23 protein-coding genes are annotated in these 23,367 nt (G+C 38.9%); 18 read left to right on the plus strand and 5 right to left on the minus strand.

Annotation, left to right across the window (positions count from 1 at the left end):
• The first annotated feature begins 380 nt into the window (after positions 1 to 380).
• Both EJ995_RS12070 and EJ995_RS12075 read left to right on the plus strand, forming a co-directional pair.
• Entirely contained in the window at positions 381 to 1,004 is a 624-nt protein-coding gene (locus EJ995_RS12070; protein ID WP_126448639.1) for an HAD family hydrolase, read from the plus strand.
• 512 nt (positions 1,005 to 1,516) lie between these two features.
• Positions 1,517 to 1,948, plus strand: coding sequence for an FKBP-type peptidyl-prolyl cis-trans isomerase (locus EJ995_RS12075; RefSeq protein WP_126448640.1), 432 nt, complete (start codon positions 1,517 to 1,519; stop codon positions 1,946 to 1,948).
• Positions 1,949 to 2,125: 177 nt separating this feature from the next.
• Here the strand turns inward: EJ995_RS12075 and EJ995_RS12080 are convergent, their stop codons facing one another.
• A complete protein-coding gene (locus EJ995_RS12080) occupies positions 2,126 to 2,503 on the minus strand; it encodes a PH domain-containing protein (protein ID WP_126448641.1) in 378 nt (125 codons plus the stop codon).
• 220 nt (positions 2,504 to 2,723) lie between these two features.
• Here EJ995_RS12080 and ffh point away from each other — a divergent pair, with 220 nt between their 5' ends.
• From ffh to EJ995_RS12095, 3 genes are all read left to right on the plus strand, one after another.
• A complete protein-coding gene (ffh, locus tag EJ995_RS12085) occupies positions 2,724 to 4,052 on the plus strand; it encodes a signal recognition particle protein (protein WP_126448642.1) in 1,329 nt (442 codons plus the stop codon).
• 140 nt (positions 4,053 to 4,192) lie between these two features.
• A complete protein-coding gene (locus EJ995_RS12090) occupies positions 4,193 to 4,582 on the plus strand; it encodes a four helix bundle protein (protein ID WP_126448643.1) in 390 nt (129 codons plus the stop codon).
• A 77-nt stretch (positions 4,583 to 4,659) separates the two neighbouring features.
• Positions 4,660 to 5,550: a bifunctional 5,10-methylenetetrahydrofolate dehydrogenase/5,10-methenyltetrahydrofolate cyclohydrolase gene (locus EJ995_RS12095; RefSeq protein ID WP_126448644.1), complete on the plus strand. Its 891-nt coding sequence runs from the start codon at positions 4,660 to 4,662 to the stop codon at positions 5,548 to 5,550.
• Positions 5,551 to 5,667: 117 nt separating this feature from the next.
• Here the strand turns inward: EJ995_RS12095 and EJ995_RS12100 are convergent, their stop codons facing one another.
• Entirely contained in the window at positions 5,668 to 6,468 is an 801-nt protein-coding gene (locus tag EJ995_RS12100) for a hypothetical protein (protein WP_126448645.1), read from the minus strand.
• 47 nt (positions 6,469 to 6,515) lie between these two features.
• Here EJ995_RS12100 and EJ995_RS12105 point away from each other — a divergent pair, with 47 nt between their 5' ends.
• From EJ995_RS12105 to EJ995_RS12140, 8 genes are all read left to right on the plus strand, one after another.
• Positions 6,516 to 7,010, plus strand: a complete 495-nt coding sequence (locus EJ995_RS12105) for a YkgJ family cysteine cluster protein (protein WP_126448646.1) — start codon at positions 6,516 to 6,518, stop codon at positions 7,008 to 7,010.
• A gap of 102 nt (positions 7,011 to 7,112) precedes the next feature.
• Positions 7,113 to 7,580: a TlpA family protein disulfide reductase gene (locus EJ995_RS12110; protein ID WP_241234648.1), complete on the plus strand. Its 468-nt coding sequence runs from the start codon at positions 7,113 to 7,115 to the stop codon at positions 7,578 to 7,580.
• Positions 7,580 to 8,284, plus strand: coding sequence for a thioredoxin family protein (locus tag EJ995_RS12115; protein ID WP_126448647.1), 705 nt, complete (start codon positions 7,580 to 7,582; stop codon positions 8,282 to 8,284). The genes EJ995_RS12110 and EJ995_RS12115 overlap by 1 nt, the downstream gene beginning before the upstream one ends.
• Positions 8,285 to 8,335: 51 nt before the next feature.
• Positions 8,336 to 9,733: an MBL fold metallo-hydrolase gene (locus tag EJ995_RS12120; protein WP_126448648.1), complete on the plus strand. Its 1,398-nt coding sequence runs from the start codon at positions 8,336 to 8,338 to the stop codon at positions 9,731 to 9,733.
• A 2-nt stretch (positions 9,734 to 9,735) separates the two neighbouring features.
• Positions 9,736 to 10,056 carry a rhodanese-like domain-containing protein gene (locus EJ995_RS12125; RefSeq protein WP_126448649.1) on the plus strand — a complete coding sequence of 107 codons (321 nt, stop codon included), beginning with the start codon at positions 9,736 to 9,738 and terminating at the stop codon, positions 10,054 to 10,056.
• A 3-nt stretch (positions 10,057 to 10,059) separates the two neighbouring features.
• Positions 10,060 to 10,464: a rhodanese-like domain-containing protein gene (locus EJ995_RS12130; protein WP_126448650.1), complete on the plus strand. Its 405-nt coding sequence runs from the start codon at positions 10,060 to 10,062 to the stop codon at positions 10,462 to 10,464.
• Between the two features lie 6 nt (positions 10,465 to 10,470).
• Entirely contained in the window at positions 10,471 to 11,289 is an 819-nt protein-coding gene (kdsA, locus tag EJ995_RS12135) for a 3-deoxy-8-phosphooctulonate synthase (RefSeq protein WP_126448651.1), read from the plus strand.
• Positions 11,290 to 11,540: 251 nt separating this feature from the next.
• Positions 11,541 to 12,218: a hypothetical protein gene (locus EJ995_RS12140; RefSeq protein WP_126448652.1), complete on the plus strand. Its 678-nt coding sequence runs from the start codon at positions 11,541 to 11,543 to the stop codon at positions 12,216 to 12,218.
• 392 nt (positions 12,219 to 12,610) lie between these two features.
• On the opposite strand, the gene EJ995_RS12145 is transcribed toward EJ995_RS12140, so the two are convergent.
• On the minus strand, positions 12,611 to 14,863 hold the full coding sequence (locus EJ995_RS12145; RefSeq protein ID WP_126448653.1) for a response regulator: 2,253 nt from the start codon (positions 14,861 to 14,863) through the stop codon (positions 12,611 to 12,613).
• Positions 14,864 to 15,153: 290 nt separating this feature from the next.
• Here EJ995_RS12145 and EJ995_RS12150 point away from each other — a divergent pair, with 290 nt between their 5' ends.
• The 3 genes from EJ995_RS12150 to EJ995_RS12160 all read left to right on the plus strand — a co-directional run bounded on the left by EJ995_RS12150 (position 15,154) and on the right by EJ995_RS12160 (position 19,712).
• On the plus strand, positions 15,154 to 15,843 hold the full coding sequence (locus EJ995_RS12150; RefSeq protein WP_126448654.1) for a T9SS type A sorting domain-containing protein: 690 nt from the start codon (positions 15,154 to 15,156) through the stop codon (positions 15,841 to 15,843).
• A gap of 123 nt (positions 15,844 to 15,966) precedes the next feature.
• Positions 15,967 to 19,233: a S41 family peptidase gene (locus EJ995_RS12155; protein WP_126448655.1), complete on the plus strand. Its 3,267-nt coding sequence runs from the start codon at positions 15,967 to 15,969 to the stop codon at positions 19,231 to 19,233.
• A gap of 23 nt (positions 19,234 to 19,256) precedes the next feature.
• A complete protein-coding gene (locus tag EJ995_RS12160) occupies positions 19,257 to 19,712 on the plus strand; it encodes a GNAT family N-acetyltransferase (RefSeq protein WP_126448656.1) in 456 nt (151 codons plus the stop codon).
• Here EJ995_RS12160 and EJ995_RS12165 read toward each other — a convergent pair.
• Positions 19,700 to 20,056 (minus strand): DUF1801 domain-containing protein, encoded by a 357-nt coding sequence (locus EJ995_RS12165; RefSeq protein WP_126448657.1) that lies wholly within the window; start codon positions 20,054 to 20,056, stop codon positions 19,700 to 19,702. The two genes, EJ995_RS12160 and EJ995_RS12165, sit on opposite strands and share 13 nt — an antisense overlap.
• A gap of 316 nt (positions 20,057 to 20,372) precedes the next feature.
• On the opposite strand from EJ995_RS12165, the gene EJ995_RS12170 reads away from it, so the two are divergent.
• Positions 20,373 to 20,981 carry a fasciclin domain-containing protein gene (locus tag EJ995_RS12170; protein WP_164549918.1) on the plus strand — a complete coding sequence of 203 codons (609 nt, stop codon included), beginning with the start codon at positions 20,373 to 20,375 and terminating at the stop codon, positions 20,979 to 20,981.
• A 470-nt stretch (positions 20,982 to 21,451) separates the two neighbouring features.
• The gene (locus EJ995_RS12175; protein ID WP_126448659.1) at positions 21,452 to 22,048 is read left to right on the plus strand and encodes a fasciclin domain-containing protein; all 597 of its coding nucleotides are present in this window, start codon (positions 21,452 to 21,454) and stop codon (positions 22,046 to 22,048) included.
• A gap of 75 nt (positions 22,049 to 22,123) precedes the next feature.
• On the opposite strand, the gene EJ995_RS12180 is transcribed toward EJ995_RS12175, so the two are convergent.
• A complete protein-coding gene (locus EJ995_RS12180; protein WP_126448660.1) occupies positions 22,124 to 23,344 on the minus strand; it encodes an NAD(P)-dependent oxidoreductase in 1,221 nt (406 codons plus the stop codon).
• Between the last annotated feature and the right edge of the window lie 23 nt (positions 23,345 to 23,367).

Consider the following 23,367-nt stretch of genomic DNA (forward strand, 5'->3'; position numbering starts at 1 on the left):
TTAAAAGTAGTGCGTTCAATGTACAATTTATTTAATGGCCGTCATTGTAAGATGAGATCGAGCTAGGTTACAAATCGACAATAAGGATCGATGTTACTATCATTAATTTAGAAATTGGTGCCTGTCAATGATCTCAATCCGTTTCATAGCCACGCAATTTCCTTGTTCATTAGTAAGTTTTCAGTACGCTTTCGCGAAAGCGAACTAACCAACATTACCCAAACAATAGTAAGTCGTTCGAATATTCTCCAGCTCCTAAAAAATGACCTCTTAATTAATTTTGTTTAAGATTCTAATTCCCAAAGAACATCACTGCATTAAACTTTAAACCGTAAACTAAAGCAATGAACAACTAGCTACCTTTGAGTCAAAATAGCCTAATGCCCATAAAAAATATCATCTTCGATTTTGGAGATGTGTTTATTGATCTAGACAAAACGTTTGTTTTTAAACAGATGCCAGTAGATGATCAGGAAGCTCGTGAACACTTACAACTAGTCAATGAGAAGTACGAAGTTGGTGCAATTACAACCGTAGATTTTTTAGATGGTATTCAATCTATATATCCACAAGCGTCTCATGAGGAACTAAAGAACATCTGGAATAGAATGCTACTAGGGTATCCAGATTATAGGCTTGAGTTTATTGAGAATCTTGCCACCACACATAAGTACAGATTGTTTTTACTGAGTAATACTAACGAGCTGCATATTGAGAATGTAGCGCAACAAATGGGCGACAGCAAATACCGTAGGTTCAAATCGTGCTTTGAAAGGTTTTACTTATCGCATGAGATCGGCCTACGTAAACCTAATACTGACATTTTTGAATTTGTACTTCGTCAAAACAGGCTTTCTCCTGATGAAACCTTGTTCATTGACGATACCTTGGAGCATACCTTGACGGCAAAAAGTCTGGGCATTCATACTTGGCATTTGAAAGTTGATGAGGATGTGGTTGATCTTAAAAATCATATCGATACATATAATAATTTAACGCAATAACAACTAGATTGTTAGCCTGTACGATAGCCGTAATATCCTTTGCAGTGATGTGTAGACTTTAGGCATATAAGCTTTCTTGCCTGACGAGCAGACAATCGCGGACCCGATTGGCTCGTTTTTATATTTGACTAATAGACTAATAATGGATATTTGCCAGCCATCAACTCTTACAGGTCATAGACACTTGGATGGATATCATCAAAATCCATATCGTTATTTTCGATGTCATCGATATTATTATCATCTTACTCTTCAATGACCTTATCTATGACATCAATTAATATATTACCCTCATCACCTAGCGGCTCAAATAATCTAAAATTCAAACCGGCAGTTCCTGTCGTAGAATCATCAGCAGCACAGCAGTCTGGAATGACAAAATTTATATTTTCAATAGTTGGTTTTTTTTGGAGTTGTTAAGTCTTTCTTAAATACATGAATCTCAGACACTCAAATTTTGCAGTTGTTATTAGAATTTTACCTTAGTGCAAAACAGTAAAAAACAAGTTTTTATGAGTACAGTACAAGCAAATGACACGGTAAAAGTTCATTATACAGGAAGACTGAAGAATGATGGTCGTGTTTTTGACTCTTCAGAAAAAAGAGAACCTTTGACAGCACAATTAGGTCAAGGACATTTGATCCCAGGATTTGAAAAGGGATTGATTGACATGAAAGTCAATGAGAAAAAAACCGTTGAAATTCCTATGGCAGAAGCTTATGGTGATATTAATAAAGAATTATTTCATGAGGTACAAAAAAGCATGTTACCGCAGGAAATCAAGCCTGAGATAGGTATGGCCCTCATGTCTAAAAACCCTGATGGGACTGAGCATCAACTGCGAGTAGCAGATGTCAAAGAAGACCACATCATCGTGGACGCAAACCATCCACTGGCAGGACAAGACTTAGTCTTTGACCTAGAAGTAGTCCAAATCAATTAATGATTAATTAAAATTGCTAAATGCCTTTTTGAATTTCTTCAAAAAGGCATTTTTTATACAGCAATTTCAAGTTTACAGATTTTGAAAGTCGCTTTGTGCTGCTCCTAGTGGACTGATTGATTCTATATCAATAACCATTTATCGCAGCTGGTCAACAACCCTAAACCATAAACTTTTTCAACAGGTCTTTTCCGCTAGAAGTCGCTGTACTTTGAAGACGTCAACAGCTTTAGAAAATTTCTTGCTTACGCTGGGCAGATTCTCACTGGATATCCAGATCTTAAGCTCTGCATCGCGGTCAAAAGTACCTGCTGTTTCTAATGAGAATCGTGATATGCTCTTGTAAGGCATGGATTTCATCTCGATCTTTTTACCCGTCAAGCCTTGCTTGTCAATCAATAACAAGCGTTTTGAAGTAAAAATAAACGTATCTCTAAACAGGATAAATCCCATCTCAATATTCTCACTATCAATAAGCAAGTGACCGTATTCCTTTTGTAATTCATCAAGCGACACCTCGCCAGCGTTGCCCAACATTTTATCTAACAATCCCATAGTTTTAATTTTCCGATTTTAATAAGATAAGACTAATTCAAGAACTAAATCTAGACTTTATTCTACCATTATCCTTATTTATCTTGTTCATGGGTTAGTTGTAATTACGCTTTCGCGAAAGCAAAATTACCACCATCACCACTGCATATTACCTGATTAAAACCTTGAACGCCAACTGTTGAAATTCTATCTTTGAAGCTTTCCAAAACAGTGTAGGAATATGTTTGATAATTTAACGGATAAACTGGACAAAGCGATGCACGTCCTTAAGGGACATGGTAGCATCACAGAGGTCAATGTAGCAGACACGCTCAAAGAAATACGTCGTGCCCTTGTGGATGCCGATGTTAACTATAAAATCGCCAAGGAATTTACCAGAACGGCCAAAGAAAAGGCACTAGGTCAAGGCGTACTCACAACGCTCAAACCTGGTCAATTACTGACTAAGATCGTTAAAGATGAGTTAACTGAACTTATGGGCGGCAGCGTAGAAGGCATTAATTTATCAGGAAATCCATCGGTGATTCTTATGTCTGGTTTGCAGGGATCTGGTAAGACTACCTTTTCTGGTAAACTAGCTAACTATCTCAAAACTAAAAAGAGCAAAAAGCCACTACTCGTTGCTTGTGATATTTATCGTCCCGCGGCGATTGATCAGCTGCATGTAGTAGGTGAATCCATAGGTGTTGAGGTATTCTCAAATCGCGATGAGAAGAATCCCGTGAAAATTTCTGAAGCAGCGATTGCTCATGCTAAGGCTAACGGATTTAATGCCGTCATTATTGATACCGCCGGTCGTCTAGCGATCGATGAACAAATGATGAACGAGATTGCCGAGGTTCACGCAGCCGTTAAGCCTCAAGAAACGCTCTTTGTAGTGGATTCTATGACGGGTCAAGACGCTGTGAATACCGCTAAGGCCTTTAATGAGAAACTGAACTTTGATGGTGTAGTACTTACCAAATTGGATGGTGATACTCGCGGTGGTGCTGCTCTTTCTATAAAAAGTGTGGTTGACAAGCCTATTAAATTTATAGGTACGGGTGAGAAAATGGAAGCCATTGATGTGTTCTACCCAGAACGTATGGCAGACCGTATCCTAGGAATGGGTGATGTTGTATCGTTAGTTGAAAGAGCTCAAGAACAATTTGACGAAGAAGAAGCCCGCAAGCTGAGTAAGAAAATCGCTAAAAATCAATTCGGTTTTGATGACTTCCTATCTCAAATCCAGCAGATCAAGAAAATGGGTAACATGAAAGATCTTATGGGTATGATTCCAGGTGCTGGCAAGATGCTCAAGGATGTGGATATCGACGATGATGCCTTTAAAGGTATTGAAGCCATCATACATTCCATGACCGTTGAAGAACGCACAAAGCCACAAGTGATTAATGGCTCTAGAAAAAAACGTATCGCAAAAGGTAGCGGTACCAGCGTAACCGAAGTCAATCAACTGCTCAAACAATTTGACCAGATGAGCAAGATGATGAAGATGATGCAAGGCGGCAAAGGAAAGGCAATGATGCAAGCCATGAGTAAAATGAGGTAAAGCGTATTACTTAATTGCCGATTGGTAATTTTCAATTGCTACGCAATTTTGATTGCCAATTGTTTATTTGTGATTGACTATAACAACCAACAAAATGCTAACGTGATTTTTCATTTTTAACAATTGAAAACTCTATAACTATGGCTCATTATAAATCCTTTGAAGAATTAGAAATTTGGCAGCGTGCAAGAATTATTTGTGACGATGTTTATAATCTTTACCTCGTCAGTGATTTGCAAAAAGATTATGGGCTTTGGAATCAGATTAATAAATCATCCGGCTCCATAATGGACAACATTGCAGAAGGTTTTGATAGAGATGGAAACCGAGAGTTTATCCAGTTTTTAAGTATTTCAAAAGCAAGTTGTGGTGAAGCAAAATCACAACTATATCGATGTTTTGATAGAAAATATCTTGAGCCACAAGAGTTTGAAGATATTAAACGAAAGATGGAAGAATGTAAAGCACAAATTGCTGGCTTTATGAAATATCTCAAAAACAGTGATAGAAAGGGAAACAAATACGATTAGCCAATTTCATTAAAATTGGCAATTAACAAATTGCAATAGCAATTAAAAATCACTAATAGGCAATAAATTAGACCAACATGACCATACTAGACGGTAAAAAAACCAGCAATGACATCAAGAACGAGATCACATCGATTGTCGATGAGATGAAGGCCAACGGCGAGAAAGTACCGCATCTAGCCGCTGTAATAGTTGGTAATGATGGTGCAAGTCTTACTTATGTAGGTTCAAAGGTACGTGCCTGTGAGCGTGTAGGTTTTGAGAGTACGATGGTGCGCATGCCTAATACGACTAGCGAGACTGAGCTACTACGCGAGATCAAAAAGCTCAACGACAATCCAGAAATTGATGGTTTCATCGTACAGTTACCGTTGCCTAAACAAATTGATACTCAAAAGGTATTGATGGCGGTCGATCCAGATAAGGATGTGGATGGGTTCCACCCTACTAACTTTGGACGTATGGCGCTGGATATGAGTACGTTTATTCCTGCAACGCCTTTTGGGATTCTAGAACTATTAGATCGCTATGATGTGCAAACTAAGGGAAAACACACGGTTGTAATAGGTCGTTCACACATTGTGGGTCGCCCTATGAGTATCTTGATGGGAAGAAAAGGCTTTCCAGGTAATTCTACGGTTACCTTGACACACAGCCATACCAAAAATATTACCCAGATCACCTCACAAGCTGACATCATTATTACAGCCTTAGGCGTTCCAGGATTTTTGAAAGCGGAAATGGTAAAAGATGGCGCCGTTATTATTGACGTAGGAATCACTCGAGTTCCTGACGAGTCTCGAGAGCGCGGTTATTACATTACGGGCGATGTGGATTTTGAGAATGTTTCCAAAAAGGTGAGCCATATCACGCCCGTTCCAGGTGGCGTTGGCCCGATGACGATCGCCATGTTGCTCAAGAACACGTTGCTGGCAAGAGAGAGACATCGCGAGGCTGCAGGTAAGTAGCAGGTGCTTATATACCTTTGGAATGTTGATGGAGCTTGTTATGATTATGCTTTCGCGAAAGCGTAATACTCAAAAATCTTATCCACAAGTCCTAATACTGCAGGAATCTATAAATAATTATCTACCGCCATTGGCTCTTAAGTCGGCAAGGCATTGTGAATCAAATTCTGGCACGCTGGACAAGCCCATAAGATCGAGAATATTACCGCCGTTTACTTCAAAAAACATGAGGCATCCATCAACGTCGCAATGTTTGGGATTATTTGCATCCTCATGATCTGATTGTAGTGGTGTTCCTAGGTTTACCAGTCCCATTATGTGACCAAACTCATGGTTATAAACTGTCGATTCCAAAACGACTCTAGATGGCTGTCCTACACCACCACTAAATTCCTCTATCGTTTCCTGAAACATAACCAGCGAGGTATTTCTATAAGCCGTACCCAAAACTACCGAGTTGCCCTGATTTGCCGCATTGGGTCTATTTGCAAAAATGACGGAGACTGCTATCGCATTTTCAGTATTGAATTGCGTGCGGTTGTCCTCTTCTATCTGTGCAATTTCATCTATCGTATAGCTGTCCTCGTTTTCTACCTGAATATTGCGTTCTATGATTTGTATGCCATCAGGTTTGTTCAACCGCGCTTCTAGAAAATCCTCAAGATTATCGAGCGAGGCAGATCTTGGTTCTGCGCCGTTTAGGTAGATAGCCTCTATCACTAGTTGATCAAAGTCGGCAGTGGTAAGCAGCTCTGCAGCGCTGGCTCCAGTAGATCTGGCGTTATTGGGTATAGAACCATCACCGCCATCGTCATCACCTACTCCTACCATATCGTCAGTAGATGAGCTCTCGTCGCTAGAACATGAAGCAATACATATGACAAACATTAAAGCTATGTAATAAAGGGAACGTTTCATAAGACTATTAATAGGGATTAATTACTGAGTCAAAGTATCTTTGGAAAATGGTACCTCTAGACAAAATTAAAGATCTAGCAAATCAACGCAAAAAAGAAAACCTTGGTTTTTTCAAAACCCTGCGTAAGCAAAAACCCAAAAATCTTGATCAAATTGCTCAGCAAACTCACGACGAGGTTTTTCAAGAGATTGATTGCCTCAAGTGCGCTAATTGTTGTAAAACGACAGGACCATTGTTTACCGATGCAGATATAAATCGTATCGCTCGTCATTTTAATGTGAAGCCCGCTACATTTATTCAAACCTACCTAAGAATTGATGAAGATGATGATTATGTATTGCAGTCAACACCATGTAGCTTTTTAGGTGATGACAACTACTGTAGTATTTATGAAGTGCGCCCTAAAGCCTGCCGTGAATATCCACATACGGATAGACGTAAATTATATCAAATAGGAACCATTACCATTGCCAATACTGGTATATGTCCTGCGGCTTATGAAATCGTGGAGCGCATGAAAGATCGCCTACCTGTGAGATAACGCGGACCAAATCCTTTATTTTTTGCCAAAAATCTATCGATGCATTGCTAAGGTGTGTTAATTACGTTTTTACGGTTCGCAGTTTGCTGTACCTTAGATATAATGAGAAAACTACTTCTTCTTTTGACCATCGTGGCACTAGGCGGTTGTGCAAATCAAGAGCCGTCTAGCGCAACCATCATTAAGCGTGAAGCCTTGCATGATTTGATGGCTGCAACGACCAATCAAGATGTCAAAGTATTGAACTTTTGGGCAACTTGGTGCGCACCGTGTATCGAGGAGATGCCGGCTTTTGAAGCTGTTAATGAAGACAATATAGAAGTCATATTTATATCACTTGATGACGCTTCAAAATTGGAAGATCAAGTCAATACCTTTTTAAGAGAAAACAATATTGTTTCTCGGGTTGTATTACTGGATGATCCATACGCAAATGAATGGGTTCCTATGGTAGATTCTCATTGGGATGGCGCCATACCGGCGACACTTATAATTAAAGGAGATAAAAAACGCTTTTTCAATCAAACCTTTAACGAGGATGAATTGAGAGAAGCTATAAATACATTATAATGAAGACACTCAAGATACTTACTGCAGTTTCAATAATTGCCTTGTTGGGAGCACTTACCTTCGGTATGCTTAATCTAGATACTGTAAATATTAATTATGCTAGTAATCCAGACTCAATCGATAAACAGGAACAAAAGCTAGAGCCCGCGATCACTGCCGATGGATTAAAGGGTTATGATATTGGTGATATCGCGACCGACTTTAAACTCATTAATATTGATGACACCTACGTCTCACTATCAGATTTTCCTGATGCCTTAGGATATGTGGTCATTTTTACCTGTAATCATTGCCCGTATAGTAAAGCCTATGAAGATCGCATCATAGCTTTAGACAAAAAGTACAAGAAACTAGGTTACCCAGTCATCGCAATCAACCCTAACAATCCACAAGAATATCCAGATGACAGTTTTATCAATATGAAGAAACGAGCAGCCGATAAGGGATTTACATTTCCTTATTTAATGGACTCTAAACAAGATATTTATCCACAATACGGCGCTACTAAAACGCCTCATGTCTTTTTACTTAATAAAGAAGAAGGCAACAGTGTGGTGCGCTACATCGGTGCCATCGATGACAATCATCAGGATGAAAATAAAGTGAAAAATCATTTCCTGGCAAACGCAATTGATGCATTATTAGAAAATGAAGAAATCTCACCTACCAAGACTATCGCAATAGGTTGTTCTATCAAAAAATAACCACGCTGTAAGTAGTTGGCCTAATTTGTATTTTTGCACAAAATTACAGCCATGATACTGGAACAGTATTATACTAAATGTCTTGCTCAAGGCACTTATTACATTGCTTCTAATGGTGAAGCAGCGATTATAGATCCATTACGCGAGGTACAACAGTATATAGATCGTGCTCAGGATGACAAGGTGAGGATTAAGTATATATTTCTCACTCATTTTCACGCAGACTTCGTTTCCGGCCATGTTGATCTAGCCGATAAAACGGGAGCGACAATAGTTATAGGGCCTAATGCTGTTACAAGTTACGCTTTCGCGAAAGCGGAACACCAGCAAAAGTTCTTTATAGGTGACATAAGCCTAACTTTACTGCATACACCTGGTCACACGCTAGAGTCATCCTGTTATTTACTCAAAGATGAAGACGGCAAGGAACAAGCGCTTTTTACAGGGGACACCTTATTTATTGGTGACGTGGGAAGACCTGATCTTGCAGCCAAATCAGAAATGACTCAAGAAGATCTTGCAGGGATGCTTTATGATTCACTTCATAAACACATTTTACCGCTACCAGATGATATTACCGTATATCCGGCGCATGGTGCAGGCAGTGCCTGTGGTAAAAACATGAGCTCAGAAACTAGTGACACGCTAGGGAACCAAAAGAAAACGAACTATGCACTTGACACTAATTTGTCTCGCGCAGACTTCATCAAAGAACTTACTTCTGGTATAAGCGCACCACCAGCCTATTTTCCACTTAATGTTCAAATGAATAAAGGTGTCAACAGCAGTATTGATGAGGTTATCAAAAGAGGCGTTACCCCTATAAATGCAGCTGCATTCAAAGCACTTGCCGATGATCCTGAATTTTTGGTACTAGACGTAAGATCTCCTCAAGAATTTACCGCAGGACACGTTCCAGGATCTTGGTTCATAGGATTAGACGGTCAATTTGCACCATGGGTAGGCGCACTGATTGAAAATATTGATCAAAAAATAATTCTTGTCGTTGAGCCTGGACGTGAACGAGAAGCTGTGACCAGACTAGCTCGTGTAGGATACGACAATGCAAATGGTTTTTTATATGGAGGTTTTGAATCCTGGAAAAATGCAGGATTCGATGTTGCTACCACGGGCAATGTGAGTGCAAAACAGTTCTTAGATGGATTGAACGATGGTAGCATTAAAAATGCAATAGACAGCCGTAAATCTGGAGAGTATGAGAATTCCCATCTTGCGGAAACAGAGCTTCTACCTTTAGCTGGCATTCATGCCCATCTACCTCATTTAGATAAAGAAAAAACGTATCATGTTCATTGTGCCGGTGGTTATAGGTCGGTAATTTTTGCCAGTATTGCTCAAGCAAATGGCATTGACAATATGATTAATGTAGAAGGTGGATATGGCGCTATTAAAAAAGTCGCCAAGCCACAACAATTGATTACCTTGTAACTATGGAAAACATCAACAACCAACGCTGGAAAGAACTTACCTCACAAGATGATAATAAGGTCATCCTTGACGTGCGCACCGATGAAGAAGTGGCGGATGGTATCATTCCTAATTCCATTCAATTAGACATTTACCAACCACAAGAATTTATGGATGGTATCAATGCAATGGACAAAACAAAAACTTATTACATCTATTGCAGGTCTGGTGGTCGCAGTGCTCAAGCCTGTCAAATCATGGAACAGGCTGGATTTGAACGCACCTATAATCTAGAAGGTGGTTACAGCAATTGGGATGGTGACACTGCAATGCCTAAATCCTAAAGCATGAGCAATATAATTCGTGCAGTTTTAGCAATAGCATTCATAATCGCGCTGGTATCGTGTTCAAAAGATGCTGCGACAGTTACCCAGATATCAGTTGAAGAAGCTGAGACTTTGATTGAATTAGATGATGTTCAATTGATTGACGTACGCAGTGCTGTGCAATATGATAAAAAGCGACTTGATGGCGCTATCAACATTGATGTCGAGGATGAGCGATTCAATCGATTATTAGAAAATATGGATAAGGATGAGCCAGTCCTACTCTACTGCAATCAAGGAAATAAAAGTGCGCGTTGCTCGCAAATTCTTGAAGATCGCGGCTTTACTAAAATTTATGACATTGATGGCGGCCTGGCTAAATGGGAAGCATCGGGACGCAAAGTCATTGTTAAAGAAATAGAATAATCTATTATGAAATTATCACTCATACCCAATCTCAAGCATGTTGATGCCAATAACTTCTTTCTACTATGCGGCCCATGTGCGATAGAAGGTGAAGACATGGCGATGCGCATTGCTGAAAAAGTTGTGCGCATAACTGATGACCTAAACATACCTTATATTTTTAAGGGTAGCTTCAAGAAAGCTAATCGCAGTCGTATTGATAGTTTTACTGGCATAGGTGATGAGAATGCTTTAGAGATTTTGCAAAAGGTTGGAGAGAAATTCAATATCCCAACCGTTACTGATATTCATGAAGTTAACGATGCAGCACTAGCAGCACAGTATGTAGATGTTTTACAAATTCCTGCATTCCTAGTACGTCAGACTGATCTGGTGGTAGCCGCAGCAGAGACTGGAAAAGTGGTCAACCTTAAAAAAGGCCAGTTCATGTCTCCTGAGAGCATGAAACATGCTGCAACGAAAGTTACCGATAGCGGCAATGAACAGGTGATGATTACTGACCGTGGTACGATGTTCGGTTATCAGGATATGATTGTGGACTTTAGAGGTATTCCTACCATGCGCCAGTATGCGCCTACCGTGCTTGATGTGACTCACAGTTTGCAGCAACCCAATCAATCCAGCGGCGTAACTGGTGGTAGACCTGATATGATTGAAACAATCGCACGCGCAGGAATCGTCAATCACGTTGACGGACTTTTTATTGAAACGCATTTTGATCCAGCTAATGCCAAAAGTGATGGTGCCAACATGCTGGACCTACAACACCTAGAAGGTTTGCTAACTAGACTGGTAGAGATTAGGAAGACGATAAACTCTTTTTAATCTTCAACTGGTTGTAAGTATTGAGCTTTCGCGAAAGCGTAATTATGATAATCATTTAAAACGCCTTATTTCCAAATGATATCCTATCAAAAAGGATGAAGCTGCGGTAATGAGGAAGCTTATGTTTACTATTTATTGGCAGCGCGTATTTCAACGAAGAAATGTATCGATTAAAAACATATTTTAAAGCTGTACATCGATATTAGAGATTTTGATTGACTTATGGACGGTGGGTATAATATTTTTATCTCATGATAAAGAAACTCTCAAAAATTGTGATTAGCGGTGCTATCTGCTTGTGCGCTATCTCAATGACCGCTCAAATAGGTGTCAATACTAACGAGCCTACTGCAAACCTAGATGTCAACGGTACTTTAAGAGTGCGAAGTCTTGAAAAAACTACCAACGGTTTTCAAGCAAATGGAACCGTTCTATATATAATGGGAGTTGATCAAGATGGAAATGTGATTCCTATAGAAATAGGAGAAAATATTGTTCTTGAGAATAACATACTTAAAGTGCAACTTCCTGAACAAGACAACTCACCTGAAGAATTACCTAATGGTGGTCAATTAAATGAGTTATATGAATCCGGCGATGAAGCGGTAATCAACAACCTAGATCTAGGTATAGTTTTACCTGGCGATGGACGTGCTAGTTGGCCCGTATTCAAACTAGAAAATGGAAGCAATGATGAAGAAGTCCAAATTACCGGAATAAGGCCAGCTCCCAATGGCACGATGGCTTACCTATACCCTACTTCTGGTAGTATCATGCTGAGGAAAAACGATAATGATTCTGAGCCAGAAAATCGAATTGAGGCGCAAAATAATATCAAGATTAAGAAAAACGAGATGGCACTGATTATGTATGATGCCCAGATCCAAAAATGGATCGTTGTTTCTAGTCCGCAAAATGATGATGACTAATTAACCTTATAAGAGATTAAGCAAAAAATCCAAGTCTGCTCTACTCAAGGACTTGGATTTTTTTTTGCGCTAATCTCTGCAACAATGACAGATAAGTAGTGAAACATTTATCTGGAATGAACACGACTCCTATTTGTTTGATTAAATGTGTGTATATGTTTCCAGATGACGACAGTTAAGTTCCTAAGATAAAAGTAATAGATAGACTGCATATCACATGAGGTGCGTATGGTTATATAGATGTCTTAAATACGCCATGCAATATTATTACTCTATCGTACTTCATCTACTCAAGAAGGTGATTTATTATATCATCAATTAGGTAAATTTAGATTACAATCGAGGGCAAAACTTTTAACAAGCATCTCCATGAAAATAAAGAATAGTAACAGCTATCTTTTTAGGGACTTGTAAATAACATCCAGTAATTCCTCGGTTTTGAAAGGTTTGATGAGGAAATCATTGATAGAAGAATTTTTCATTCTGTTTTCTAATTCAATTTGCTCGACAGCCGTCAGCGCTATTACTGGCGTTGTTGTATCAAACTCTCTTATTCTTTTAGTAGCCTCAAAGCCATCCATTCCTGGTGGCATGTTGATATCCATTAAAATTAAATCATATTTATGTGCTTGTGTCAACTCAATAGCTTCGGCGCCTGATGCTGCAATACTCACATTCCCATTTAGATTATCAAGAATTTTCTTGGTGACCATTTGATTGATTTTATTGTCTTCTACAACTAAGATATCAAGGCCTTTTAAAGTTTGATGAACCGGCGCTGAGTCGTCGGCTATTAGCTCAGCCTTATCGTATTGCAGTTCAATAGCAAATGAGATAATGGTGCCAGCACCTTCTTCACTTTGTATATCTAAACGAGAGTCAAACAGACTTAATATTTTTTGAGATATTGGTAGACCCAAACCAGTTCCCTCGTTTGCAGAATGCTGTTGCAAATACTTAGTCTCATCAAAGATATATTCCAATTTCTCCTTAGTAATCCCTTTACCGGTATCTCTTATTTGAAATTGTAACAAATGACCAGATGCTGTTTCCTTTTCCAGATCAACTCTCAATTCTATCGTACCATCTTGCGTAAATTTATTTGCATTACCTAACAAATTAATCAGCACCTGCATAATACGTACAGAATCACCTACATAATAGTCCTCTATTCTATCATCTATTTCGACATTGAACTCATTATCGTGTTCTGGTGAGATATATTTTGCAGATTCTACTGCATGACTACACAACTCTCTAACATCAAATCGCTGATCTACAAGAACATTATTTGTGGAACGATTAAGTTTATTCATCTCAAGAACATTGTTAATCAATGACAGCAAATAATCTGCACTATATTTTAAAGACTCAATATTCTCTTGATGCTCGTCCTTTAAGGTCTCGTCGCTCATCAAAATATTAGAAATTCCCACGATTCCATACATAGGCGTTCTTAACTCGTGACTTATACGCGAGAAGAGAGCATTTCGGGCAATGAGTAAACGCTCCTTATTCTCTTTCTCTTTGAGGTAGATTTGGTTTTTTTCTTCCAGTTCCTCATTGAGCCGCTTTCTTCTATTAAAACCAATAAGTAACAATAGGATTAGTAGACCTGCGATACCTAAGGCGATCAGTGACCATTTTAAGGTATTTTCCTGTAAGTCATCCTTGCGTCGTATTTCTGCCTCGAGTTTTTCTGACCTTATCCTATTTTCTGCATCACGGGTTACTTCATCAACCTTAAATTTTGCAGTGGCATTTTGAACTGCGGTAATTCGATCCTGTTGGAATTTATCTTGCTGTAACTCTTCAAACTTTTGCGAGTTTTCATAGGCTTTCTGGTAATTACCTACTTGAGCATAAGCCTTTGACGCATAAGAATAGGAATTAATAAGTGCCTCTTGATAACCAGACAGTTGGGCAAATTTGATACTTTGTTCAAAATTCTCGAGTGCGTTTTTAAAATCATTTTTCTCAAAATGATATCTACCATAAAGTAGTTTCACACTAGCAGTGTAAGCATCAACCTTCATTTTATCGGCAAGACGATTTGCCGTCACGACATAGGGTAAAGCGTTATCGGATTTGTCATTTTTCAGATAAGCTTCAGCAATATTATAGTTTAAGATTAACAGCTTTTCTATATCGTCTTGATTCGTAAGAGTTAAGGCTTCTTCATATTTATCAATCGCTGAATCATATTGCTCAGTTAATAAAAGTGCATTTGCTAGGTCAATGTTAGCAGTAACAAGTGTTCGTTTTCTACGATTTTCATCTAGGCTAGTGTTTTGAAAATCTGCTGCCTTCTCTAGAGATTCTTCAAAAACTTTGATAGATTGTAGGGTGTCACCTATTTCTAATAAAGCAAGGCCTAGATTACTAGATACGGCAACATAGTAATTATAAAATCTAGGTTGATCTGCTATAGATCTACCTTGTTGACTAAGCTCAATCGTCTTTACAAAATCCTGACTATCGTAGGATTCTCTTATAGAACCCAACATTTCTCGCAATTGTAGCTCCAATTCCTGTTCCGCTTTAGAATATTGGGAATTATCCTGTCCCAGGACAATATGCGAAAACAGAAATAGGATAGAGCTGAAAGCTATCGTTAATTTTATCCTGTTATTAGGTATTGACATCGTTTGTAGTAATGGTTTGAAACGGTTCTAAATCAATAATAACTCATTATTGGTGGATAATTCATTGCAAATTGCTTTTAACTTGAATTTAAATTAATGCTGTATACGCTAGCGCCTTTTATCAACAGTTAGAATATAAAAAATACTTACACTTCTTTATCGGACTAACGGCAATATTTTTAGCTATCTAGACAAACGGTTCTTACTTGTTTAGAATTTAGTTAAGTATCTTTAAAATCAAGTGATTGACAAAGCAATGAATTATCATTGTACCTACAAAGTTATAATTGATGAGGATTTTTACAATTGCATTATTACTCTCTTCCTTCATAGGCACGTCGCAAGACCTAACTATGATGCAAGGCGGTGCATTGTCGATAAGTGAGAATGCTTCCTTATTTATTAATGGCTTTGAGATTACACCATCGACTAACTATGAACTGTCCGATTCAAATTCTTTTACTGTTTTTAATACTTCTATAGAAGAGCCGATAAGCGTTGGCAGGGTATTTCAAATGGAAAGTCCGTTGAGCGCATATCAAGGAAATGTACGATTGTATTATCAAAATATTGAACTCAATAATCTGGACGAGACAAAATTAGCAATGATAGTTCAAGATGAACAGGCTACCTGGAACATGGTAGAAAGTAATCTAGATGAGACGCTTAAAATTGTTGAGTTTGATTTCCAGGAACCAACAAATTTTCAGGGAATCACCGCAATTAACAGACAAACTCTTACCATTGACGAGAGTTTGATGTCCTCTATTAGAATTTTCCCGAACCCTACAGCCGGTATCATACAAGTTGCTACTAATCGAGCTGTCAAACTAGAAGTTATGAATTTGATAGGGCAAACAGTACTTGTTTCTCAAGACGCTAGCATCGACCTTTCTGATTTGGCTACTGCCACTTACCTTGTCAAGATTACTGATGTTTCTTCAGGAGCAAATGTGTTTAAAAAGATTGTCAAAAAGTAAGAACACGTTACAATAATCAACTGTTTTTAAAGAGTCAGCTTTCGCGAAAGCGTAACACACTCAAATTACCCAACAATATTATTAGGTCTTAAATGTGTAAATTAGTGTTCTAACTAGTTTGCCATGAGATACTTTTTCACACTCTTTCTTTTTTCATTCATTCTTCAAGCTACCGCGCAAGAAACCAAGCTATTGAGGCAACCAACCATTCACGGTGATCAAGTAGCCTTTGTGTATGCCAATGATTTATGGAAAACCTCTATCAATGGTGGTGACGTGCAGCGACTTACCAGCCATGAAGGTTATGAAAGCAGCCCACACTTTTCGCGCGATGGTAAGCATATTGCCTTTACCGCACAGTATGATGGTAATGTAGATGTTTTTGTCATTCCATCCCAAGGCGGCACGCCGCAGCGAGTGACCTATCATCCGGCATCAGACCATGTACAAGGATGGACGCCAGATGGCAAAATATTGTTCAGGTCAAACAGGGAAAGTAGACCAACCGAGACAAACAAGTTCTATACAATAGGGATAAACGAAAACTTCCCAAAAGCGATGCCATTGACACGAGCGGCATATGGAGACATCTCGGAAGATGGAAAACACGTTGCCTACACTCCTATTACTTCATGGGATCCTGAATGGCGCAACTATCGTGGCGGTCAAGCCATGCCTATATGGATCGTCAATCTGGAAACCCTAGAATTACAAACTACTAGTCAACCTACTAAGGAGCGTCATCTAGATCCGGTATGGCTCAATGGAGTCGTGTATTATTTATCTGAGCGTGATTATACTAGCAATATATGGAGCTACAATCCACAATCTAAAGAGGAAAAACAAATCACCTTTCATAAAAAGTTTGATGTCAAGAGTCTAGATGCAGACGATGACCAGATTGTCTATGAGCATGGTGGTACGTTAAAATTAGTAGATCCATCCACTATGAATGGACGACAATTGAGCATTACGGTCAATGCTGATCTTAACTTCTCGCGGCCTCGATGGATTGATGTAGAAGCTGATGATTTGAGAAATGCAAGATTATCACCTAATGGGCAGCGAGCTATTTTTGAACACCGCGGTGAAGTGTTGACCTTTCCTAAAAAAGAAGGTTCCTACCGCAACCTGACCCAAAGTAGCAGCACGGCAGATCGTGCACCTATCTGGTCGCCTCAAGGTGATCGTGTGGCATACTTTAGTGATGCATCGGGAGAATATGAATTAATCATCGCAGATCAAAAAGGCACCGTTCTTAAGAAAATAGCATTTGACGATCCTACTTTCTATTTTGAACCAGACTGGTCACCAGATGGTAAGTATCTGTCTTTTACAGACACACACTACAATATCTGGATCACCGATATTTCAAGCGGGTCGTCAAAAATTGTCGCGACTGATCGCTATGCGCATCCCAATCGATCAATGAATCCCACCTGGTCGCCAGACAGTCAATGGATCGCGTATGCAAAACAGCAGGAAAGTCATTTCAAAGCAATTTTTGCCTACAACAACAAAACGGGCAAAACGATACAAATCACAGATCCACTAGCTGATGCTATCTCACCTGTATGGGATGCTGGCGGTAAATATCTTTACACGCTTGCAAGCACCGATTATGGTTTAAAATCTGGCTGGTTAGACATGAGTTCATACGATCCATCAACCACTAGAAATGTTTATGCGGTAGTATTATCATCTCAAGACGAATCTCCATTAAAGCCATTAATGGATGAAGAGAAAGAATTATCAACTAAAGAAACTAAAAAGAAAAAAGACAAGAAAGACAAAAGCGATCCAGGCGAGATGGAAAGTAAAATGGTCACCGTCAACATCGATGAGAACGGTATCTACAACCGTGCCGTGGCGCTAGATATAAAGGCGGCAAACTATGTAGCATTAATGCCTGCTCCTAAAAATCATGTGTTCATTGCTAAGGATGTTGATAGTGAATCTGGTTATGAATTGCATCGCTACAATGTTAAGGATAAAAAACTAGAGGAATATGCGACTGGAGTTAATCAAGCCACCGTTTCCAGCAATCGAGAACATGTTTTACTTAACAAGGGTAATTCGTGGATGATATCCGCAGCCGCAGGTAAAGTGGATGCTAGCGAAGATAAAATCAATACCACTGCTTCTATAAATATTGATCCTAGAGAAGAATATGAGCAGATATTTAAAGAAGGCTGGCGATACATGCGTGACTTTCTATATGTAGATAATGTTCATGGTGCGCCATGGGACGATATCTATAAATGGTATGCGCCGTGGATCAAACATGTGAGACATCGCACAGATCTCAACTATGTAGTAGACATAATGAGTGGTGAGGTAGCCATAGGCCATTCCTATGTTTCAGGTGGTGACCTGCCAGACGTCGATCGAGTGAATGTTGGATTATTGGGTGTAGACCTTGAATTAGATGGAGATTATTATAAGATCACAAAAATTTACAATGGCGAGCAATGGAATCCAGAAACCAATGCACCACTTGCTATTCCAGGCATGGATGTCAAGGCTGGTGATTACCTACTGGCAATTAATGGTAGAGAATTAGATGGTGAACATAATCCTTATTACCTATTGCAGCAGACAGCCAATCGTGAGATTTATATCACCGTTGCAGACAATAAATCTGGAAATAATAAAAGAGAATTGCTGGTTAAACCTATCTATAGTGAGAATGGTTTAAGATATGTGGATTGGGTAGAAGGTAATCGTCGCAAGGTGGATGAATTATCTAACGGTAAGTTGGCATACGTTTACGTACCCAATACCAGCAACCCAGGTTTTACTAGTTTTAATAGGTATTATTTCTCACAGCAGGATAAAAAAGGTGTAGTCATCGACGAGCGCAACAACGGTGGTGGATCTGCAGCAGACTACATGATTGATGTACTCAATCGCAAACCAATAGGCTACTTTAACAGTAAAGCAAACGATCGCAGACCATGGACAACTCCTATGGCAGGAATATTTGGTCCCAAAGTCATGATTATAAATGAACGAGCTGGATCTGGTGGCGATTTATTACCCTATATGTTCAAACAACAGGAAATCGGGCCACTTATAGGCACAAGAACTTGGGGTGGCCTTGTAGGAACATGGGACACACCGCCATTTATAGATGGCGGTCGTATGGTGGCGCCACGTGGTGGCTTTTATGACCTGGATGGTGAATGGGCTGTAGAAGGTGAAGGAATCGCTCCAGACATTAAAGTCATCCAGACACCTAAACTCACAGCACAAGGCAATGATCCACAACTAGAACGTGCCGTGCAGGAAGCGATGGAATTACTCAAAACCCAAGAATTCAACATCAAGCCGGAGCCCACAGCTCCAGTTAGATGGAAACGTCCAGCCGGTTATGAGAATGACAATTAAACCAGGACGATAAGTATCACGCCTTGAATTGTGACATCATTCAATTGAACCCAAGTGCAGCAGCAACACTTACCTCGCTGGCATTAAAGTCCAAAGCATATTGGGATTATCCAGCAGCATGGCTTGATTTATGGAAAGAGGATTTAAAAGTTGATCAGGAATACTTTGAAAAATTCATGCTATACGGTATTTACCGTTATAATAAGATTATAGGCTTTTACAGTTATCAATTACAAGATCGCACTGCATACATTGATATGCTTTTTATTGACCCAATATTTATAGGTCGTCAATTAGGTTCTCGATTATTAAGCCATTGCTTGAATAAGATTAAGGATCACGGTATACAAACAGCTTATCTATATTCTGATCCTCATGCACAGGTATTTTATGAGAAACATGGTTTCTGCGAAACAGGAAAGATAAAAACTGCCATTCAAAATAGGTTTTTACCTATCATGACTTATCAGCTTGATTGATGTAAATTTTTCAGGTTTTTCAATACCGCCATAATCAGTTTATCATTGATGTCATCAATTGTGGTAAACCGCAAAGACCTTAATGATTGGCGTCCATCACCAGCGATTAGTTGATCATTGTATTGCGGCAATTGCACCGCATTGATGAATCCAATCTCGAGAAAATCCCTGCGGTAATTGATGAAGCAATACATATGTTTTCCATCTAGGTAATAAAATGGCAACTTCCATTTATAAAGAAGCTCGGCTTCAGGCGAGACATGTTCTATCAAGGACTGCAAATGTATCGCAATCTCCTTGAAGGGCTCTGGCAAGGCAAGAATATATTCTTCCGCTGGATTCATGTTTGAATATTATTGATGTATTTAGCTTTCGCGAAAGCTAACAAAAAATCGACCTATCAACCACAGGAAAGATTGTATCAGCACATAAAGACTGTTTGAAAACTGCTTGCATTGCTTGAAAAGCTCAGTATCTAATCAATTTTATACTGCCCTTAACAACCGTTCTTAATTAACCACAAAATTAAACCCAAGTTGAGGTTAAAACGAACATTAATGGCGTGTACACGTCCAAAGTGTAATTATTTTAGACACGATAATGGATGAGAAATGCTATGACCATCTAATTATTAGAAAAATAACCTTAAAAATAACAACTATGAAAATTGAAAAAAGTATCCAAAAATTAATGTTCCTCATGGTTCTATTTGTGGGATTTGTATCCTGTGATGACGACGATGATAATAATGAGGACAGACCGACAACTGCCGAGGTGGTTGCAGATGAGAACGACTTGAGTTTATTAGAGCTTGCACTTGATGCCGCAGGATTAACTGCTACTCTGGATGGTGAAGGTAATTTTACCGTATTTGCACCTACAAACTCTGCATTTATCAATTTACTAAATGAACTAGGTGACGATTATGACAGCTTAGATGATTTTGATGAAGATGTAGAAATCGATCTACTTAGAAACATCTTATTGTATCACGTAGTGGGCGTAGATTATGATAGTGATGATCTTGCACGTCTAGATGATGACGATGATGATGAACTTGCGACGTTGTTTGCAGGTAACACATTAGATATAGATGTGGATGGTGACAGTGTACAAATAGGTGATGAATCAGATGTAGATGCAAATGTCATAAATGCAAATATCAGGACATCAAATGGTGTTGTTCACAAGATTGATAAGATATTATTACCGCAAGAGGCTATAGATTTTTTGAATAGCTTAGACGATGATGATGACGACAATGACTAATTAGTTGTTATCATAGAAATTTTAAACCCTGCATAAAGCAGGGTTTTTTTATGCGTGGTAATTCTAAACAAGTTATGTTGTCAGGTCATCCATATTTTATGTTACTATGAAATGCTTTCATAACAATTAACAGATGCATGGTTTCTAAGAAAACAATATATTCCTGTTAACAATTGAGTGCATTGAGCATGAAAAAGCCAAATATAAATACGTCGAAAAACACTAATAACGATCAATAGACAAATTACCAGCCATATGAAGTTTTAGATCATCAAATTCAGTCCAAATGCTATTTAGACTGAATTTGGTTTTATTCGTTTATCATATTTTCAATTCCGTGCCAAATGATAAAAATTTAGCGTTAAATACCTGTTTTTCAGCTTAGTAATTGAAGGATTGATTTAGATTTATATACTATTATCTACTCAACGATAATAGAATAATTTACACTCTACAATTTTATTTTAGGCATGCGAACAATCTCTACTCTCAAAAAAACACTTTTACTGCTATCCTTTGGATTAGTCATAATTTCATGTGATTCTGACGATGATATCAGCGTTCATCAAAAATCAGTCGCGGAAGTCGTAGCCATTCAAACTGATTTGAATGACTTAAACGAAGCGTTAAGTATCACTGGTCTAGATGTTATTCTTGAAAGCGATGGACCGTACACATTTTTTGCACCTACTGATGAGGCATTTGCAAAATTATTGAGAAGTACAGGTCACCACTACTCGAGTGTTGATCAATTTGACAGCCCTGCCGAAGTTGAATTGCTAAGAAACATCTTGCTATATCACCTGCTACCAGATGAAAACATTTTCAGCATACAATTCAATAACAAGCAAGGTCAAATGACTACAGCCCTAGACGCAAATCAATTCACTCTTGTAATGCACGACAATGAGATCGTAATTACAGATGCCTCAAGTCTAGAAGCTCGATTGACTAAAATGGATATGGGTGGATCTAATGGAGTTGTTCACAAAACTGATAGAGTATTATTGCCACAAGAAGCATTTCAACACATTGATGTCTTGAATGGCGCCGACGACATTGAATAATATAGAAGTAGTATCTTATAATACAAAGACCCTGCATGATTGCAGGGTCTTTGTATTTCACAATGTTATTAGCAGCTACTCGCCGTCTACGTAATCCTGGAGATATGAAAAACGATCTGTCAGGGTACCGTTTGCAGTAGTCATTCTAGATCGTTCAAGAATGCCATCTTGATCGCCATTGAAAAACGCCGGTAGCACATGTTCAAGAAACATTTCACCAAAACCTTCGCTCGCGTCGTGCGGCAATTCACAAGGTAAATTGTCAACCGCCATAACGGCAATTGCGTTGTCGGCATTAAAATCAACTTCTTTCTCACTAACTGGGTCATATCCATAGAAAGGGTCTGCTATGGTAGAAGGTCGTATGGTGCTGGCTATTGGACCGTCGATATCACAGCTAACGTCTGCAACAAGTGAGATGTTGAATTTTTCATCACGGGCATCTTCTCTAGTAAAAAAGTACGGTGCGCCATCACCGTAAAAATGTCCTGTGATAAGCATATCTCCTACCGCGGCGTACTTCATGAAATCGCTCTCCATTAATTCTGGATTGTTGTAGCATTCCGTTTTTGTAGGTTGGTAGCCGTCTTTTCTAATCATATAGTCTTCTACATCTAGTTGCGTGAAAACTACTTGCGAGTTTTTAAACTGACCTAACTGTAAAAATTCCTTAGGCTTGATCTCATGAATTTGTAGATGCTGCAATATTTCACGTATGCCGTGTGCCACCTTACCAGCACCAGTGGCGATGATATTCATAGGTGGTAGTAAATTCTTTATAGCAGTAAGCTGTGATTTAAGGGCTGCATAATCGGGCAAATCATCTGCCTTAGGTAATTCATAAAGACCATCTCTTAAGCCTAGTATTCTAAAGGCGTTGTATGCGCCTACAATACCTGCGTATCTACCAAAGCCTATGAGCCTTGCACCACCAGCGTCGATAATGGTCTCATGGTCATATAGTTCAATCTTTTTGTCTAGTATCGCACGCAACAAGTCACGATTGTAGGGCTGTTTTTTAATAGTATGAGAAAAGAAGAAGTATTTTTTTCCTGCTATCAGTGCTTCTGTAGGTACTTCCTTTACTCCTATCATGACATCTGCGCTTGAGACATCATCGCTAACCTCTAGTCCAGCAGCTTTATAGGCATCATCGCTGTAGATTCTTATAGGTGATGATTCTATGAGGAATTCCGCTTTCGCGAAAGCGTGACTAGCACCAGCCACTTGCATAGGCGTCATGACAACGCGTCTATCTGGTGGGCTTTTTCTTTCGGCAATCAAGGCAAATTTCATAATACAGTTGTCATAAAGTAAGA

This window comes from Nonlabens ponticola (assembly GCF_003966335.1).
Classification (GTDB): Bacteria; Bacteroidota; Bacteroidia; order Flavobacteriales; family Flavobacteriaceae; genus Nonlabens; species Nonlabens ponticola.

Coding starts and splice junctions, on each gene's coding strand:
- EJ995_RS12070 (WP_126448639.1), top strand. CDS start 381: ATGCCCATAAAAAATATCATCTTCGATTTTGGAGATGTGTTTATTGAT.
- EJ995_RS12075 (WP_126448640.1), top strand. CDS start 1,517: ATGAGTACAGTACAAGCAAATGACACGGTAAAAGTTCATTATACAGGA.
- EJ995_RS12080 (WP_126448641.1), bottom strand. CDS start 2,503: ATGGGATTGTTAGATAAAATGTTGGGCAACGCTGGCGAGGTGTCGCTT.
- ffh (WP_126448642.1), top strand. CDS start 2,724: ATGTTTGATAATTTAACGGATAAACTGGACAAAGCGATGCACGTCCTT.
- EJ995_RS12090 (WP_126448643.1), top strand. CDS start 4,193: ATGGCTCATTATAAATCCTTTGAAGAATTAGAAATTTGGCAGCGTGCA.
- EJ995_RS12095 (WP_126448644.1), top strand. CDS start 4,660: ATGACCATACTAGACGGTAAAAAAACCAGCAATGACATCAAGAACGAG.
- EJ995_RS12100 (WP_126448645.1), bottom strand. CDS start 6,468: ATGAAACGTTCCCTTTATTACATAGCTTTAATGTTTGTCATATGTATT.
- EJ995_RS12105 (WP_126448646.1), top strand. CDS start 6,516: ATGGTACCTCTAGACAAAATTAAAGATCTAGCAAATCAACGCAAAAAA.
- EJ995_RS12110 (WP_241234648.1), top strand. CDS start 7,113: ATGAGAAAACTACTTCTTCTTTTGACCATCGTGGCACTAGGCGGTTGT.
- EJ995_RS12115 (WP_126448647.1), top strand. CDS start 7,580: ATGAAGACACTCAAGATACTTACTGCAGTTTCAATAATTGCCTTGTTG.
- EJ995_RS12120 (WP_126448648.1), top strand. CDS start 8,336: ATGATACTGGAACAGTATTATACTAAATGTCTTGCTCAAGGCACTTAT.
- EJ995_RS12125 (WP_126448649.1), top strand. CDS start 9,736: ATGGAAAACATCAACAACCAACGCTGGAAAGAACTTACCTCACAAGAT.
- EJ995_RS12130 (WP_126448650.1), top strand. CDS start 10,060: ATGAGCAATATAATTCGTGCAGTTTTAGCAATAGCATTCATAATCGCG.
- kdsA (WP_126448651.1), top strand. CDS start 10,471: ATGAAATTATCACTCATACCCAATCTCAAGCATGTTGATGCCAATAAC.
- EJ995_RS12140 (WP_126448652.1), top strand. CDS start 11,541: ATGATAAAGAAACTCTCAAAAATTGTGATTAGCGGTGCTATCTGCTTG.
- EJ995_RS12145 (WP_126448653.1), bottom strand. CDS start 14,863: ATGTCAATACCTAATAACAGGATAAAATTAACGATAGCTTTCAGCTCT.
- EJ995_RS12150 (WP_126448654.1), top strand. CDS start 15,154: ATGAGGATTTTTACAATTGCATTATTACTCTCTTCCTTCATAGGCACG.
- EJ995_RS12155 (WP_126448655.1), top strand. CDS start 15,967: ATGAGATACTTTTTCACACTCTTTCTTTTTTCATTCATTCTTCAAGCT.
- EJ995_RS12165 (WP_126448657.1), bottom strand. CDS start 20,056: ATGAATCCAGCGGAAGAATATATTCTTGCCTTGCCAGAGCCCTTCAAG.
- EJ995_RS12170 (WP_164549918.1), top strand. CDS start 20,373: ATGAAAATTGAAAAAAGTATCCAAAAATTAATGTTCCTCATGGTTCTA.
- EJ995_RS12175 (WP_126448659.1), top strand. CDS start 21,452: ATGCGAACAATCTCTACTCTCAAAAAAACACTTTTACTGCTATCCTTT.
- EJ995_RS12180 (WP_126448660.1), bottom strand. CDS start 23,344: ATGAAATTTGCCTTGATTGCCGAAAGAAAAAGCCCACCAGATAGACGC.